The organism is Streptomyces sp. NPDC053427 (assembly GCF_044544985.1).
Lineage (GTDB): Bacteria > Actinomycetota > Actinomycetes > Streptomycetales > Streptomycetaceae > Streptomyces.
Genome location: NZ_JBITYA010000005.1, coordinates 354,201 through 369,471, shown reverse-complemented (window position 1 = coordinate 369,471; position 15,271 = coordinate 354,201). Strand labels below are relative to the sequence as shown.

Below are 15,271 nucleotides of genomic sequence, written 5' to 3'. Positions count from 1 at the left end.
GAGCCCGGCCCGCAGGCCACCCTGCCGGTGGACATCGTCATCGCCTGAAATCTGTTGCGTGCCACCGCCGCCGTCAGCTTCTTCGGTGACCACCCCGACTTCGGCGGCCGGTGGCAGCAGCAACTGCACATCAATGAGACCCACGGAAATCCGGGAACAGACCGAACAGCGCACGGCGTGCCCCGATCGCGCCTGTCCCACGTGGACCAGAATTACCTGCGCGCTCCGCAGCTCTGTTACGGCAGGCGCGCCGGGGGGAACTGTCAACCCGCCCCACCCCCCTGGAAGACAGCGAGGTGCATCACCATGCCCGACGTTCCCGTGCCTGGCGACTATGACGGAGACGGCACGCTGGACACGGCGTTCTGGCGGCCGGCTGAAGGAAGCTGGTTCATTCAGGCGGGTTCCGGTGGCCAGCAGCGAGTCGTTCAGTTCGGCCGGGATGGCGATATTCCTGTGCCGAACGATTTCGACCACGACGGTAAGCAAGATCTCGCCGTCTGGCGTCCCAGTGACCGTATGTTGAGGGTGCGTCCGTCCTCCGGTCTACCGGACTGGGCTCTGTTGACTCCTCAGGACGGCGAAGCTCTCAGACCTGACGATTACGACGCGCTTACCCTGTTTGCCTACGCGCTCTTCGGTCTGACCCCGCGGCTGGAGGCTGTTGGCCGGCGGGACGAGGCACTTACGGCTGCTCGTGAAGGCATCCGAGTCTTTCTTCGGCTGGCGGCGAGTACCGGGGACCTGAGCCCGGCGTCGTACCTGGCCCGTGTGGTGGAATTGGCGGAGCATCTCCCGGCATCGGAGGCTGTGGCGCCGACCCAAGACGCTGTGACGATCCAGCGCCGCTTGATCGCCGCCGACCCCGCCAACCTTGACCACCAGACTGCCCTCGCCTACGCGCTCTTCTGGCTGGCCTTGCGGCTGGAGACGGCCGGCCGGCGGGACGAGGGGCTCACGGCGGCCCGTGAAAGCATCCGGGTCCTTCTTCGGCTTGCCGCGAGCCCCGGCGCCCTCAATTCCGCGGCGTACCTCTCCCGCGTGGTGCAGCTGGCAGACCATCTCCCGGCATCGGAGGCTGTGGCGCCGACCCAAGACGCTGTTTCCATCCAGCGGCGCCTGGTCGACGCTGACCCCGCCAACCTCGACCTTCAGGTCCAGCTTGCCTCCGCACTTCACTCACTGACACGGTTCCTGCAAGCCGCCGGCCGCCCGGCCGAGGCAGCCGCAGCCGCCTCGGAGGCCGAGACGGCAGAGCGCCGAGGCGCCGCGCTCCGTACGGTGCCGTCCCTCCTGGAAAGCCTCGGATATGGAGGTACAGGCGGCCCGGCAATCACGGACATGCTGCGGCGATACGGCGCCGTATGGAACATCCCGCTCGACGGACGTCCCTTCCACGACCAACTGGCCGCGGTCGCAGAGAGTCTGAATGGTCGATTCTGCGGGGTGCCTGACAACCTGGATGGCGGCGGGGGCGTGCGTCCCCTGACCTTCTTCCCACCCATCGGGCGATGGACCCGCGGCAACCTCACCTGGTCGGCGACCGCCGAGCCGCCATCCGACTCAAACCTGACCGCCAAGGAGGTGGACGAGATCCTCACCGGTGCGTTCGCCCAATGGGAGGCGGTACTAGCGTCGCACTTCTTCCGATTCAGCCACGTGCAGAGCGGCGGCGACCTCAAGATCTCGTTCAGCGGCCCAACAACACTCGACCCGGGGTTCGGTACGCCCCTTGTAGTTGCCGGCGCAGCCAACCCTCCCCCGGGAGGCAACATCAGATTCGACAGCATTGAACGCTGGAAGGAGGACGACCTGTTCCTCAAGGTGGCCCTCCATGAGATCGGCCATGCGCTGGGCCTGGCGCATTCGACCAATCCAGACTCTCTGATGTTTGCGAATCCACGTGTTAGCGAGATGCAGAAAACGATCGATGCCGGTTCCAAGCGCGAACTCTCCAGCCTGTACGACTGGACCTGGACCGGCCAGCTTCCCGCAGTCGGCGGCACGGACGACCGACCGAGCCTCGCCGTAGCAGGGACAGCAGGATCCACTCTCTTCCCCGACCAGCTCTTCATGGCCTGGCGGGGCAGCACGGTGGACGATGACCGCAGCCTGTACTTCTCCGAGCTTGTCGAGGAGCGCGTCTGGGGGTCCCAGAAGAGCACGGACTTCGCCTCCACCCACGGGCCGGCCCTCACAACGCTCCCCCTCCCCGTCACGGGTGGTCCACAGGGCCTCATGATGGCCTGGAAGGGTTCAAGAGTGGATCATCAAGACGACACGAAGATCTGGTTCGCCAGCAAACTCTCCACCGACCCCGCCTGGGGAAAGCAGAACGTTGTACCGGGAGTCCGCACCAGTCTCGGTCCCGCGCTTGCCTCGTTCAACGACCGCACATTCATGGCCTGGAAAGGATTCGAGAACGGATCCATCTGGTTCACCTCGCATGGCCCGGAAGGATGGGCGGCACAGCAAGAGGTCCGGCCAGGAGAAGTTGGAACCTCCCACAGCCCCTGCCTGGTCGCCTTCCAGGAACGTCTCTTCCTGTTCTGGAAGGGCACCAACACCAACGTCTTCTTCAGTTCGATGGGCAAAGAACCTGGCAGCACCTGGCTGGCGCAGCAGCCCGTCCAATACTTCGCCGAGGGAAACCCCACCCCACATCTCATCGGTTCGACCCATGGACCATCGGCCACCGTGCACGACGGTGTCGTTGCCCTCGCGTGGAAGGGCGCGACCGACGGTGCTCTCTGGTTCACGTGGTTCGACGGCAAGGACTTCGCACATCAGATCGCGATCCCTGAAAGAGGCACATCTGCCGGCCCCGCGATGGCAAGTTGGAACAGCCGCCTCCACATGACCTGGAAGGGCTCCGGATCCGACACCACCATCTGGGAGTCATCCCTCGGCTGACCACACCACGTATCGGGATTGCCAGCCGAGGCAGGTAGTTGTCTGAGGTCAGTCGGTCTTGGCGGGCTCCTCGGCTCGTGCCCGTGTGCTGGCGAGGCGGTAGGAGTCGGTGCCGGTCTCAATCGCTCAACGACACTGCGCCAGAGGGTCACGGAGCGGCGGCGCGCCTCCACCGGACTGAAGGCCCCGGGGCCCATGGTTTTGGAGTCTGGCCGACGGAGTGGTTCCGCCGCGCCGGTCACCTTCGGCAGCCGTGGAGAGTGCCCCACCTGAGATGTCCCTTGCGGCAGGCAGCCACCACCTGAGGCAGGCTCGTTCCCAAGCGCTCCAGGTACGCGGCACTGACGGCGTTCACGAGTCCCGGTGCGGGTGACCGGACCTCCTCGAGGAGGCGTTCATAGTGGGTCAGCATGTGATCGCTGAGATCTTCGAAGTCCACACCGGACAGGCCAAGCGCCCGGAGTTGCTCTTCGTAGAAGCGGGACGTAGCAAATTCGGTGATGGCCAGGCGCTGGGTGAGCGGGCGTAGCTCCTCTTCGGGGGCGCCCTCGGCGGCCATGATGTCGGTGAAGACCAGATGGCCGCCGGGCTTGAGGACACGTACCGCTTCCCGCAACGCGCTGGGCCGGTCGCCGCTGTGGCACAGGGCCTCTTGGGACCAGACGACATCGAACCTCGCGTCGGGTGCAGGAATGTCGTGGAAGGAACCGGTCACCACCTCGATGAGACCGTCGAGGCCGCGCTCGGAGTTGAGTTCGCGGTGCCGACGGTTCTGCACCTCGCTGATGTTGAGGGCCACGACATGGCAGCCGAACTGTCCGGCCAGCCAGCGGGCCGCGCCTCCGTAGCCGGACCCCATATCCAGCACCGTGCTGTCGGAGCCGAGCGCGTCACACACCTTCGCCGCCAGTCGCTCGACCGTTCGCCGGGACGCCACGTCGATCGCTTCGTGCGCATCGGCGTACACCCCGAAGTGGATGTCCTCCCCGCCCCATGCGTGGGCGTAGAAACCGTCGACATCGCCGGCGTTGTAGTAGGTACGTGCCACGTCGGCGGCCTGAGCCGCGTTGTCCTCAGCCATGGCGCATTCATCGGCAGATCCCGCCCGACGCAAACTCCGGTTTTCGGACACACGCTCGCTCACCCACCGCGCGCGTCACCGAACAAAGCGGCCCGGCGGCGCTGGCTTCTTGAACCTCAGTCGTGCCCCGCGCCTCACCGCGCTGGACTTGGACTCCGCCGACGAGCGGGTCGCCGAGGCACTGGCACACGTCGGCTGGTCGGGACGGCTGCGGCTGGCAATCTGCCACGAGTGCAATGTCCACGGCGACACGGAGTTCATCGAGGTCGGAACGGACGGGACCTCGCGCCTGTCAGATCCCCCCAAGCCCGGCACGAACATCCCAGACCCGGAGATCGAAAACGACGACGAAGTCCCTGCCGTGCGATGGAGCCTGGGGCACCGAGCAGGTCTCCATCCCAGCGGCTCAGCACTCGGCGGCCGGCCTGTGTGGACGGGAGACGCCCAATACCCTGAGTGCCCGGTGTGCAGCACGCTCATGACCTACATCGCCCAGGTCGACATGCCAAATATCAGTTACATGCCCATATATTTCACGTTCTTCCTGCACGCCGAGTGCGGTTTGGCGGCCATGGTCTCGCAGAGCGAGTGAGACGCGACGGGAACGGCATGTTCGACAACAGCTTCTCAGCCAGTAAGAGCAAGTAGTGAGGTCAGGCCGACAATCGCATTCGGGCTTGCTGTCCCGCGGCCACTGGGCTCGTCGAATCGAGTCCGCCCGTCTCACGCAATCCAGTCCAGGCAGGTCAGCGCAACCGCGGACGACCGCCTTCATGGAGACTGGACACTCGCGTACAAAGCCAACCGCGAGGCGCTCATGTGTCCTCTGCCATCCAACCGAGTCGTTTGACGGCGAACCCAGCCGTTTGGGCTTCCTTGCCATCGAATCCAGTCGTGTGAGGCAGCCGAGCCGGGGCCTCCGAACGACGGTTTGATCCTCTCGTCCGGGTGGGTGGGACAGGGCCACCCTGTTGGCGATGCCCGCCCTTACGGTGACAGGCATGGACAAGAACCGGCTGAGCGAGTTCCTGCGGGCCCGGCGCGCGCTGGTGCGCCCCGAGGACCACGGGATGCCCGCGGGGATACGCCGCACCCCCGGTCTGCGCCGCGAGGAGGTCGCCGTCCTCGCCGGGGTGAGCACCGACTACTACGTGCGGTTGGAACAGGGACGCGAACGCAATCCCTCCCCCCAGGTCCAAAGGGCATTGGCGGCCGCACTCCTGCTGGAGGGCGAGGAAGCCGCCTATCTGCGCGCAATCATCGATCCGCCACAGCACGGGCGGCCCCAGGCCGCCGCCCGGGAGTACGCCGGCCCGCAACTGGTGGCCTTGCTGGACACCTGGGCGAACACGCCGGCTCTGGTCTACGGCCGCTACCTCGACTTGCTGGCCGTCAACTCCCTGGGCGAGGCGATGTTCTCCTGGCTCGGCAGCGAGACGAGCCTGATCACAGCAATGTTCCTCAACCCCGCCGCACAGGACTTCTACCGCGACTGGGCCGTTGTGGCGCAGGGGTGCGTAGCCGCATTGCGGGCAGCCAATCCCGCCCCGGACGATCAGCGGTTGCAGGAGCTGGTGGGTGAACTTTCCGTACGCAACCACGACTTCGCACGCATGTGGGCGCGCCACGAGGTGCGGGCCAAAACGGCCTCGGTCAAACGTTTTCGCCACGCATGGGTCGGCGACCTGACTCTGGACTTCGAGACCTTCTCCGTCAACAGCGCGCCCGGTCAGCACCTGGTGGTCTACCGGGTCGAACCCGGCAGTGCTGCCGAACAGTCGCTGGCCCTGCTGGGCAGCCTCGCCCTCACCGAACTCCCAGATACTCAAGACGAAGGACACATCCCGCATGACCTCCACTGATTCCCCCGTCTGGTTCATCACCGGCTGCTCCTCCGGCCTGGGCCGGGAGCTGGCCCGCACCGTGCTGGAACACGGATGGCGGGCGGTAGTCACGGCCCGGAATCCCGGCAAGGCCGCCGACGTGATCGCCGGGCACGAGGAACGCGCCATCGTCCTGACGCTGGACGTCACCGACGCCGAACAGATCGCCAACGCGGTCGCCCAGGCACACGCCGCCTTCGGACAGATCGACGTACTGGTCAACAACGCGGGCTACGGCTACCTCGCCGCCGTCGAAGAGGGCGAGGACGACGAGGTTCGCGCCTTGTTCGACACCAACGTCTTTGGCCTGGTGGACACCACCAGGGCCGTCCTGCCCGGCATGCGAGCCCGTCGCACCGGCCACATCGTGAACGTGTCCTCCCTCGGCGGCCTGGTCGGCTTCGGCGCCACCGGCTACTACCACGCCAGCAAGTTCGCCGTGGAAGGTCTCTCCGAGTCCCTCGCCGCCGAGGTCGCCCCGCTCGGCATCAAGGTCACGATCGTCGAACCCGCCGCGTTCCGCACCAACTGGTCCGGGCCCTCCATGCGCCAGTCCGCCACCACCATCGCCGACTATGCTGCGACCGCGGGCACACGACGCGCGAGCACCCTGGCCAGCTACGGTCACCAGCCCGGGGATCCGGCACGCGCCGCCCAGGCCGTCATCGACGCCGTCACAGCCGAAGAACCCCCGCTGCGCCTGCTGCTGGGCAAGGCCGCATACGACATTGCCACCGCCAAGCTCGACTCCCTCAAGACCACCTTCGAAGGCTGGCGGGAGATGACCCTCAGCGCCGACTTCCCCACCGAGCAAACCGCAAGCTGACCACGTACATCACCCACTGCGGGGCCGGTTATCGCTCCGCCGTCGTGGAAGCTGAGACGGCCTCACGCCGATACCACCCGCAGGCGCTGGAACGCCGCGGGATCGTCACCCACGCGCCGCGCCGGAGTCGCTCGTATCAGGTCTGCCAGTAGGGGAGACCGGGCCGGCCCGGCGGCGACGCGTCCGGCCGGATGCTGCCGCCGCCGGGTGCCACGCCGGTCGGCAGTACGCAGCGCCGTCGGCTGGCGCCCTGCGGCAGGGACAGCCCGCGGCCCGGGGCGGGCAGCCCTGCGGGCAGCCGGGAGCCGGTCAGCTCCGGCACCGGGACGGCGTCCCATGACACGGTCCCCTCGATGAGGTACTGACCGAGGTCGATCGAGCTCAGTTCGGCACCGTCCACATACGTGGTCAAGGTGGGGTCGCCTCCCACCCCGCTCTCGGAAAGCGCGAGCCACTCATCGCATGCCCAACGGATCTCGTCGGCGTCTGACGCGACAATGGTCGCGCTATGCCGCACGGACCCGCTCCATCCCTCGTCCTCCCACACGTAGAAGCTGTACGCACCCTCCGTGGCTGGCTTGCCCTTCGCGCTCCTCACACCAAGCAGCACGGCCAGCTCGTCCAATCCGGCGTCGGCATGGTCAAGGGGACCGGCCGCATGTATCCGGGCGTACAGATCCTCCGCCTCGATCTGCCGCTGTCTCATGGTGCCCACGTCCTCCCCGTACTCCGCCATGACGTCAGGGTTCATTTCCAGCACGGACTCCCAGTAGGAGATCTGCTGGGCCACACGCCCGGTCAACATCGTCAGGGCCTCGACGTCATCGGGGCGTGCCTCCACAGCGGCGCGCAGCCAGCGCTCCTCAGGCCAGTTCTGCTCACCGTCGCCGGGCTCCTGCGGATCCGATGCCGTCAGACACAACAAACGTCCCAACTGCAGTGCGGCATAGGCATCGCCCGCCACCGCACCAGCCCGCAGTCGTGTGATCATCACGTCAGTGATTGCCATGGGTCGACGCTACAACCCGCCACTGACAACCAGGACTCGTGCCGATCCAGCAAGGCGCGCACAAGCCCAGCCAGGCCCACGTCCGTGTCCGTGAGATCGCCGGGCCCATGGCGAACGGAACGATCAGCCGGTGGGCACGTCACATGATCGGCCGGACAAGTCCTGGCCGGTGGCCGCACCGTACGGTGGTGGGAATTCTGTCGGGAGCCAATGGGTGGAGTTGCGGGCGCGGGCCGTGAGGTGGGCGACGTAGGCGTCGCGGGCCTCCGTCGCGGTGGTGAATTGTGGTTCGTCGGTGAGCCAGGCGTCGGGAACGGCGGAGACCACTTCGTGCAGCAGCTCCGTGGTGATGCGGGGGGCGAACTCGGCGTCGGCCGCGGCCATGTCGGGGAGTCGGGTGCCGAGCGCGTGGTGCCGGAAGTCGTACGCCTTGACGGTGGCGTCGGCCGCGGTGTCCCAGCGGTGGTGGAAGACGAGGGCGGCGCCGTGGTCGATGAGCCATAGGCGGGGGCGCTGGTGGCCGGAGGACGGCCAGGTCATGAGGTTGGGGCTGTGGGTCGTGCGGTCGACGTTCGCGGTGAACGCGTCCAGCCAGATGACCCTGGCCGCCTCCGCCGCATCGACCTCGACGGCGTCCGCGGCGAGGGGGGCGAAGTCGGCCGCTCCCGGTAGGTAGTCCATGCCGAGGTTGAGCCCTGCGCTGGCGCGCAACAGGTCCTGGACTTCCTGGTGCGGCTCCTCGGCGGCGACCGAGGGGTCGAAGTGCACCAGGACCAGTTCCGGTACCCGCAGTCCCAGCCGCCGCGCCAGCTCGCCCACGATGACCTCGGCGACCAGCGCCTTGCGGCCCTGTGCCGAGCCGATGAACTTGACGACGTACGTCCCCAGATCGTCGGCCTCGACCACGCCGGGGACGGAGCCGCCGCCCCTCAGCGGGGTCACGTACCGGACGGCTGTCACGGTGCGCAGCGCATCCGATGCTGTCGCCATGCGTTTCCGCCCCTGTTCCTCTTCCTCTGGAGAGCCGACCGGGCCAGGACGGCGCCGAAGCCCGTACCGAACCCTAAATCTAACTCTACTGCAAATATGCAGTCCATTGCAGTTTCTCTCCTTCTCGGATGCGGATGCAGCTGTCGTCGCCGCTCCGTAAGCTCGTAGTTGGGAGTGCTCGGCGGCGGGCCGAGGGCCATGTCCGGCACTCGGCGTCACGGCGGGGGCGTGGAGGCATTCATGACCACACCGCGGGATCTCTTGATCGTCGCCATGGACATGGCGCCCGACCGTCCGGTGGAGCGAGGCGATCTGTCGCTTGCGCTCGCCGGGGCCGAGGTGCTCGATCTCCTTGCCGCCCAGGCCATCAGGCTGGACGACGATCACCTCGTGCCCGGCTACCGGCCGGCGATAGCCGATCGCCTGCTGGACGAGGCCGCGGAGTCGCTCGTCCGGGAAGCCCCGTACGAGTCGATCGGCGACTGGCTGTGGCGCAGGGGCAACGGCTTGTCCGCGGCCTATGTGGCCGCCCTCGAGGCCGAAGGGCAGCTCACCCGGCAACGCCGCCGCGGGATACCGTTCCGGACCGGTCAGATGGTGCTGGTCGATTCGCCCGCCCGTCGCCAGGCAACGGAGCGCTGGACATCGGACGAGCCCCTCCTCGCGGCCCTGGCGGCGGCCGTCGGGGTCCGTGGCCGGCAGGGCGGGGATCCCCCGGACGTGGACGACGACGCGGTGGAGACGGTGTTGGCCGCGGTCAACGACGCGCTGGTGGAACTGGAGGCGGTGCGGCAACGGCGAGCCATCGAAGACGCCGCCTTCGACAACATTTGGCGAGGCGTATGACGACGGCGCGCGTGGCGCGGACATCACGGCACAAGCGTCGGCCGGCGCGGACGTGAGCGGCACCGAGGCGGTCGACCGGAAAGGGCCGAAAGTGACGGCCGCGGGGGAACCGGCTCATCCGACGGCGGTCATCTCGCCGAACGGGCCCGGCAGTTGGCCGTGTCAAAAGGAAGGCCGAAGCGCACTGCCTTGCCACCGCACTCCGTAACGACCGCTGGTCGGGGCCGCGTTGGCGGGTCGCATACGGCTGCCGATGGGCGTCGATGCCGCGTACGGGCCGATTTCCGCTGTGGGAGAGATCTCAGAGAACGGATCGGGGGCGAAGTCCGAGCGGACTCCGTGGTAGACACGAGGGGGCCACCACGTGGCACGCCGAGACGACAACGGGGGAATCGCGTCCGACATGAGTACCGCGCACTACACCACGAGCAATACGCCCATTTACGAAGCTCTGGTCGCCGAGCGGGGCGATGCCCTGGCCAAACTCCAGGAAGCCGCAGCCCGACTGGTGACGCCCCACCTCCCGGACTGGAGCCGCGGCTACGCGGACGGACCTGCCGTTCAACACCACCAGATGGCGCCCGACCGTGCCGCTGCCGCCGGGGCCCACCGGGAACACCGGGTCGCGGCGCCGCCCTCCCCCTCCGCAGGAGACGCCGGAGTGCCGGCGCCGCGGATGTCGTCCCAACCGACGTCCGTGTTCGGCTGAGCCACGTGACGGGCTGAGCCCGCGGCACCACGGACGGGCCCGCGGGAGCCGCGGTGGGCCCGTCCTCGCGCGACATCCTCAGGGCCGCCCCGCGACGGCGGCCGGCTCCGGCTCCCGTGCGGGCGCCGGCCGGGGCACGGCAGCCGGCCGGTCCGGGGCGCGACGGTGGCGGCGCAGGAACAGCTGAAGGGCCGCCATCAGCACCCCGGTCGCCACTGCGCTGTGCCACAGCAGCGCGTCCAAGCGGCCCGCCGCGAGATAGGCGCCCGCGGCGACGGCCGCCAGGGCGCACACCGCACGGTCGACGATGCTCTCGACGGACAGCAAGGTGGCACGGGGCGCGCCCGCCGGAATGGCGTCGTTCACCAGCTTGCGCTGGAGCGGATAGGCGAAGCCGGTAACGGCCGCGAACAGACACAGCAGGACGATCGCGCTCCAGGGGCCGGCAAAGGTGAGGCCCGCCAGAGCCCCGGCCAACGCGACGCTGAGCAGCGACACCCAGGCCGTCGGCGTCAGCCGCGCGGTGAGCCAGCGCGGACGGGCCGAGGCTGCCGCCTCCGCGAGGGTCATGGCGGCCAGCACCCCGCCGTGTGCGTTCTCGGCGACGCCGTGGTCCAGCAACACCGGCTGGAAGAGGTTGACCTGGCAGATGCGGGAGAGGGTGAAGACGGCGACGCCCTGCACCATGACCAGGGCCAGCCAGGGAGTGGCCCGGACGGAGCGCAGCGCCGTAGCCGCGTCGCGGAGGAACGCCGGTCCGCGCGGGCCCGGTCCGGCCGGACGGCCCCGGCCGGTGTGGCGGGGCGCGGGCTGGGGCGGCAGCATCACGGCGCAGAGCAGGGAGCCCGCGGCGCTGGCGGCGCTCAGCAGGTACGGCGCGCCGTGAGCGAGCGCCGTGAGCGGTCCGACCAGCGGCCAGCAGAGCACCTTCGCGGCCAGGCCCAGCGCGCGAGCCTGGCCCTCGGCCTTCAGATAGTGCTCGCCCGCGCCCTCGGCCCGCAGACCGTCGTAGAGATACGCGGTGGCGGCGCCCGAGGTCAGCGAGCGGCCGGCCGCGATGAGCAGGAAGTGGACGAGGAAGCCCGGGTAGTTGGGGGTCAGGACCGGGGCCAGGTTCGCCGCGGTCATCACGACGGCGCCGGCCCGCAGGCAGTTGCGGGCACCGATGCGGTCGGCGATCAGCCCGGTCGGGATCTCGAACAGGCAGAACGCGATGTAGTAGATGCTCTGGATACCGAAGATCTGCCCGTCGGAGAGGCCCGCCTGCCGCTGGTAGGCGTAGAACACCGGCATCCACCACAGCAGGTTGAACAGGAGCTGGAAGCCGTTGTTCAGGCGGATGATCCGGCGGGCGCGGGGCGAGAGGGGCGCGCCCGCGACACGGGGCCGGCGGCCGCGCGGCGGGCCGGTGCGGAGGCGGATCACCGCGCGTAGGGGCGGATCTGGACCACGTGGAGGTCGCCCTGGTCGGTCATCAGCCATTCGATGTCGAGCGGATCGTCCACGTCGGCGTCGCTGAAGTGGGACTGGAGCAGCCGTCCGGTCAGCGCCAGTTGTGCCAGTCGCTGCCGGGTGGCCGCGGGCAGGTCCTGGCCGGACGAGCCGAGCGCGACCGTGCGGCCGCCGCCCTCGACGGTGTTGTAGAGATACTCCAGCGGCAGCGTGGTGCCGTCGACGACGGTCTCGGGGGAGCCGGGGGAGCAGTTGAGGTAGACGTTGCGGAAGTCCGCGCGCCGGGTCGGGTTGCAGGTCACCAGGACACCGCCGAGGTCCGCGGGCACATAGCGCTGGATGATCACGCCCATGTAGGTGTCGTCGGGGGAGAGGCCCGCCTGGTGGCGCAGCCGGACGCTGCGCGGCGACAGCAGGGAGGCCCACACCCGGCGTACCGCGTCGAGAAGTTCGTCCGCGCCGTGCACCGTGGTCACCGAGTCGTAGACCCCGGCCGCGGAGAAGCCGGGCAGATCCTCGGCGTTGGAGGAGGAGCGCACCACCAGGCGGCTGCCGGCGGCCGGACCCGTGGGCAGCGCCTGGATGATCGGGCGGGCCACGTCGTCGGGCAGCGGGGTGTGCCGGACGAGGCGCTGGAGTTCCCGGCAGAGGGGATCCACCGCGTCGAGGGCGTCGCGGGCCAGGGCCGCCTTCAGCCGGCCGACGGCCTGCTGGACGGCCGGGGAGGAGGTGAGGAAGCGGCGCTGGAGGGCGAAGGGCAGGGCGATGCCGTCGGGCGCGGTGATCGTGGCGGCCGCGAAGACGGCGGCCGCGGCGCGGAGTTCGGCGGCGGGTGCCGCGGCGGTGGCGCCGAGCCGGGCCGCGAGATGGCCGCGGAGGTCGGCACGGGGCGGCCGCGGCCGTCCGTAGAACGCGGTCAGGTCGGCGGTGCGGCTGCCGAGGACGTGATGGAGTTCGCCGAGGTTGGCCGCCTTGGTTCCGTAACCGTCCTGGTCGGTGCGGCGCAGCCGGTGCAGCGGCAGCGCGGGCAGATCCGCCAGCAGCGGGGTGCGCAGCCGGATGTGGTGCTGCTGCCGGGCGGGTGCCTGGGCGGCCGGTGCCTGGGCGAGGCGTACGAGGGCGATGTCGTCGGCCGTCACCTCGTAGCGGACCCACGCGCCGTTCAGATCGTCGGCCGCGACGAGCCGCTCCAGGTCGCGGACGATGGCGTTGGGGATTCCCCAGCCGGAGGCGAGGACGTTGGTGTGCGACAGCGGGGTGGTGGGCGCGGTGCTGATGAAGCCGGCCACCCGCGGCACGTCGTCGGGCAGACACGGCATCGCCACGATGTCGGACCAGCCGAGCCCGCCGGCCTCGGCGGTGTACTCCTCGAAGGTGCGGAAGTAGCGGAGCCGGCCGGCGGCCTCGCCGGGATTGAGCGGGGTGCGGGTGCGGTTGCCGAAGAGTTCGTGGCTGAGGATCCGCGGGACCCGGACGTCGTTGACGGCGGCGAGTTCGCTCTCCTGCCCGTGGTTGGCGGGCTTCAGCAGCAACGGGAGGCGGCCGTCGAGCCGGTGGCGGACGGAGGTGTAGAACTCCTCCAGCAGCGGGCCGGTCATGGTGTCGGCCTCGGTCGTCTCCAGAACGAGGAAGGGGCGCGCCCGGCCGTCGCCGTCTTCGTCGCTGTGCAGGGACAGCACGCCCAGCAGGAACCGGCGTCCGGGGTCCGTGTAGACGGAGGCGTTGAAGGCGTCCAGGGCGGAGTCCAGCGCCGCCAGTTCCATGCCGAGGACACGGGTGGCGATGTAGTCGACGTGGAAGGGGTGGACGGCGGTGTCGAGGAGGTGCCAGGTGTCCTCGACGCGGTCCACCACGACCTTGAGGTAGGGGTGACCGGCCAAGGTGCCGGAGAGGGCGCGGAAGAGCGGCAGGGACAGATGGGCGCCGACGGTGGTGCGGTCGGTGCCGGGGTGCGGCGCGTCGGAGGGCAGGACGGCGGTGGTCATGAGCGCGCCTCCGTGGCCATCGCCGGGATCGCGGTCCCGGTCGCTAAGGGGAGGATGTGCGGCAGGGCGTCCACCAGGGTGCGGAAGTCCCCCAGAACGGTCTCCGGGGTGGCGGCGGACAGCAGGCACAGGGCCGCCATGGTGTTGGCGCCCGCTGCCGGGTCGTACACCGGCACCGGAGTTCCGTCCGGGAGCGAGTTCTCGGCCACCACGGACAGCCGGCTGCCGTCGGCGAGGGCGACCCCGTCCCGTACGGCCGGGAAGTCCCACTGCCGCCGGTCCGGCCAGGCGTCACCGGCGCCGTCCACGGCCAGGACGACGAGCGAGCCCGCCGCGCCGCGCGCCTCCCGGGGGGTGCGGGCCTGCGTGGGCCAGGACACCGGGCGCCCCAGCAGGTGGTCCACGAGCATGCCGATCAGGTCCAGCCCGAAGACCTCCTCGATCTGCGGGACGGTCATCGCGCCGCCGAAGCGGGCGGCGGTCTCGATCACCCACATCCGGCCGTCCGCGCCGAGCTTGATCTCGGTGTGTGTACCGCAGTTCTCCAGCCCCAGGGCGTCGACCGCCTCGCGTGCCAGGGTTACCACTCGCCGCTGGGCGTCGTCCGGGAGCGCGGCCGGGGTGATTCCCGCGCGCTCGGTGAAGGGCTCCACCGTCGGCATCCGGCCGGTGAGGCAGACCGGACGGAACTCCCCGTCCACGACGACGCCTTCGACGCTGACGTAGTCGCCCCAGCCCTCCTGGCCGAACCAGCCGTCGGGGGTGCCCGGCACGATCTCCTCGACGAGGAAGTCGGCCCCGGCACCGGCCACATGCAGCTCACCGAAGCCCAGCTCGGCGGATTCGGCCATCACCTCCCGCGCCCGCTCCCAGGCCGCCGGTACCTCGTCGGCGGAGCGGATGATCCGGTGCGCGGTGGAGCCCGCGCTCCAGGCGGCCTTCAGCAGCAGCGGCAGACGCAGCGCGCCGGCCGCGTCCCGCAGCTCCTGCTCGGAGGCGACGGGGCGGAACCGGGGCTGGGGGATGCCCCGTTGGCTCCAGGTGCGACGCATCAGCCGCTTGTCACGGGCGAGCGCGCAGGAGCCGCCCGCACCGGCGAGGCCGAGCTTCTCGGAGGCCTCCGCGACCGCGACGACCGCGTACTCGGAGAAGGTGACGACCGCGTCCGCGCCCACGGCTCGGGCCCGGGAGACGATCAGGGACACCAGGTCGCCGCGCTCCGGACCGTCGGCGGTCAGCACGGAGGCGCACCGTCGCCCGGCGGACGCGGCGAGGGCGGGCGGCAGCGTGCTGAGCGCCAGCAGGTGTACTGCCGAGCGTGCGGCGACCCGTGACAGGGCATACCCCAAGGGCGGCCCGCCCTTGGCATGCACAAACAGCACCGAGCTCACTGAAATCCGACTCCTTCGCAGGTGGGTGGGGCCGTTGGGACGGCCGGCGACGCCCGTACCGCACGGCCGGACGTCCTGCTTCCAGCGAAGCAGTCGGGCGCCGCCCGATCCGCCGCGACGGACGCCAACCGCTCAGGCAAATGCCAGAGTTGCGGGCATCGTGGACCTGTTGTGAAGGTTGTGTGA

Annotated in this window: 12 protein-coding genes; 6 read left to right on the top strand and 6 right to left on the bottom strand. The window is 69.6% G+C overall.

Annotation, left to right across the window (positions count from 1 at the left end; genetic code table 11):
- Nucleotides 1–306 precede the first annotated feature (306 nt).
- Nucleotides 307–2,913, top strand: coding sequence for a matrixin family metalloprotease (locus tag ACIGWZ_RS16350; RefSeq protein ID WP_400064997.1), 2,607 nt, complete (start codon nt 307–309; stop codon nt 2,911–2,913).
- A gap of 238 nt (nt 2,914–3,151) precedes the next feature.
- Here ACIGWZ_RS16350 and ACIGWZ_RS16345 read toward each other — a convergent pair whose 3' ends face one another.
- Nucleotides 3,152–3,994, bottom strand: coding sequence for an SAM-dependent methyltransferase (locus tag ACIGWZ_RS16345; RefSeq protein WP_400064995.1), 843 nt, complete (start codon nt 3,992–3,994; stop codon nt 3,152–3,154).
- Nucleotides 3,995–4,142: 148 nt separating this feature from the next.
- Here ACIGWZ_RS16345 and ACIGWZ_RS16340 point away from each other — a divergent pair, with 148 nt between their 5' ends.
- The 3 genes from ACIGWZ_RS16340 to ACIGWZ_RS16330 all read left to right on the top strand — a co-directional run bounded on the left by ACIGWZ_RS16340 (nt 4,143) and on the right by ACIGWZ_RS16330 (nt 6,703).
- Nucleotides 4,143–4,586, top strand: a complete 444-nt coding sequence (locus ACIGWZ_RS16340) for a hypothetical protein (protein WP_400064993.1) — start codon at nt 4,143–4,145, stop codon at nt 4,584–4,586.
- 409 nt (nt 4,587–4,995) lie between these two features.
- Complete coding sequence (locus tag ACIGWZ_RS16335) at nt 4,996–5,856, top strand: helix-turn-helix domain-containing protein (protein WP_400064991.1); 861 nt, start codon at nt 4,996–4,998, stop codon at nt 5,854–5,856.
- Nucleotides 5,843–6,703: an oxidoreductase gene (locus tag ACIGWZ_RS16330; protein ID WP_400064989.1), complete on the top strand. Its 861-nt coding sequence runs from the start codon at nt 5,843–5,845 to the stop codon at nt 6,701–6,703. The genes ACIGWZ_RS16335 and ACIGWZ_RS16330 overlap by 14 nt, the downstream gene beginning before the upstream one ends.
- Nucleotides 6,704–6,839: 136 nt before the next feature.
- Here ACIGWZ_RS16330 and ACIGWZ_RS16325 read toward each other — a convergent pair whose 3' ends face one another.
- Together ACIGWZ_RS16325 and ACIGWZ_RS16320 are read right to left on the bottom strand one after the other, a co-directional pair.
- Entirely contained in the window at nt 6,840–7,712 is an 873-nt protein-coding gene (locus tag ACIGWZ_RS16325) for a hypothetical protein (RefSeq protein WP_400064987.1), read from the bottom strand.
- Nucleotides 7,713–7,835: 123 nt separating this feature from the next.
- A complete protein-coding gene (locus ACIGWZ_RS16320; RefSeq protein ID WP_400064985.1) occupies nt 7,836–8,702 on the bottom strand; it encodes a HipA family kinase in 867 nt (288 codons plus the stop codon).
- Nucleotides 8,703–8,942: 240 nt separating this feature from the next.
- On the opposite strand from ACIGWZ_RS16320, the gene ACIGWZ_RS16315 reads away from it, so the two are divergent.
- Entirely contained in the window at nt 8,943–9,548 is a 606-nt protein-coding gene (locus tag ACIGWZ_RS16315) for a GPP34 family phosphoprotein (RefSeq protein WP_400064983.1), read from the top strand.
- A 403-nt stretch (nt 9,549–9,951) separates the two neighbouring features.
- Nucleotides 9,952–10,257 carry a hypothetical protein gene (locus ACIGWZ_RS16310; RefSeq protein WP_400064981.1) on the top strand — a complete coding sequence of 102 codons (306 nt, stop codon included), beginning with the start codon at nt 9,952–9,954 and terminating at the stop codon, nt 10,255–10,257.
- A 78-nt stretch (nt 10,258–10,335) separates the two neighbouring features.
- Here ACIGWZ_RS16310 and ACIGWZ_RS16305 read toward each other — a convergent pair whose 3' ends face one another.
- From ACIGWZ_RS16305 to ACIGWZ_RS16295, 3 genes are read right to left on the bottom strand one after another with little or no spacing between them, the layout of a single operon-like run.
- Nucleotides 10,336–11,682: an MFS transporter gene (locus tag ACIGWZ_RS16305; protein WP_400064979.1), complete on the bottom strand. Its 1,347-nt coding sequence runs from the start codon at nt 11,680–11,682 to the stop codon at nt 10,336–10,338.
- Nucleotides 11,679–13,694, bottom strand: a complete 2,016-nt coding sequence (locus ACIGWZ_RS16300) for a PEP/pyruvate-binding domain-containing protein (protein WP_400064977.1) — start codon at nt 13,692–13,694, stop codon at nt 11,679–11,681. The genes ACIGWZ_RS16305 and ACIGWZ_RS16300 overlap by 4 nt, the downstream gene beginning before the upstream one ends.
- Nucleotides 13,691–15,085, bottom strand: coding sequence for an acetyl-CoA carboxylase biotin carboxylase subunit family protein (locus ACIGWZ_RS16295; RefSeq protein WP_400064975.1), 1,395 nt, complete (start codon nt 15,083–15,085; stop codon nt 13,691–13,693). Before ACIGWZ_RS16295 ends, ACIGWZ_RS16300 begins: the two co-directional genes overlap by 4 nt.
- Nucleotides 15,086–15,271 lie beyond the last annotated feature (186 nt).

What these genes read in the sequence shown, in the direction of transcription:
- ACIGWZ_RS16350 (WP_400064997.1), top strand. Translation starts at nt 307, where the DNA reads ATGCCCGACGTTCCCGTGCCTGGCGACTATGACGGAGACGGCACGCTG.
- ACIGWZ_RS16345 (WP_400064995.1), bottom strand. Translation starts at nt 3,994, where the DNA reads ATGGCTGAGGACAACGCGGCTCAGGCCGCCGACGTGGCACGTACCTAC.
- ACIGWZ_RS16335 (WP_400064991.1), top strand. Translation starts at nt 4,996, where the DNA reads ATGGACAAGAACCGGCTGAGCGAGTTCCTGCGGGCCCGGCGCGCGCTG.
- ACIGWZ_RS16330 (WP_400064989.1), top strand. Translation starts at nt 5,843, where the DNA reads ATGACCTCCACTGATTCCCCCGTCTGGTTCATCACCGGCTGCTCCTCC.
- ACIGWZ_RS16325 (WP_400064987.1), bottom strand. Translation starts at nt 7,712, where the DNA reads ATGGCAATCACTGACGTGATGATCACACGACTGCGGGCTGGTGCGGTG.
- ACIGWZ_RS16320 (WP_400064985.1), bottom strand. Translation starts at nt 8,702, where the DNA reads ATGGCGACAGCATCGGATGCGCTGCGCACCGTGACAGCCGTCCGGTAC.
- ACIGWZ_RS16315 (WP_400064983.1), top strand. Translation starts at nt 8,943, where the DNA reads ATGACCACACCGCGGGATCTCTTGATCGTCGCCATGGACATGGCGCCC.
- ACIGWZ_RS16310 (WP_400064981.1), top strand. Translation starts at nt 9,952, where the DNA reads ATGAGTACCGCGCACTACACCACGAGCAATACGCCCATTTACGAAGCT.
- ACIGWZ_RS16300 (WP_400064977.1), bottom strand. Translation starts at nt 13,694, where the DNA reads ATGACCACCGCCGTCCTGCCCTCCGACGCGCCGCACCCCGGCACCGAC.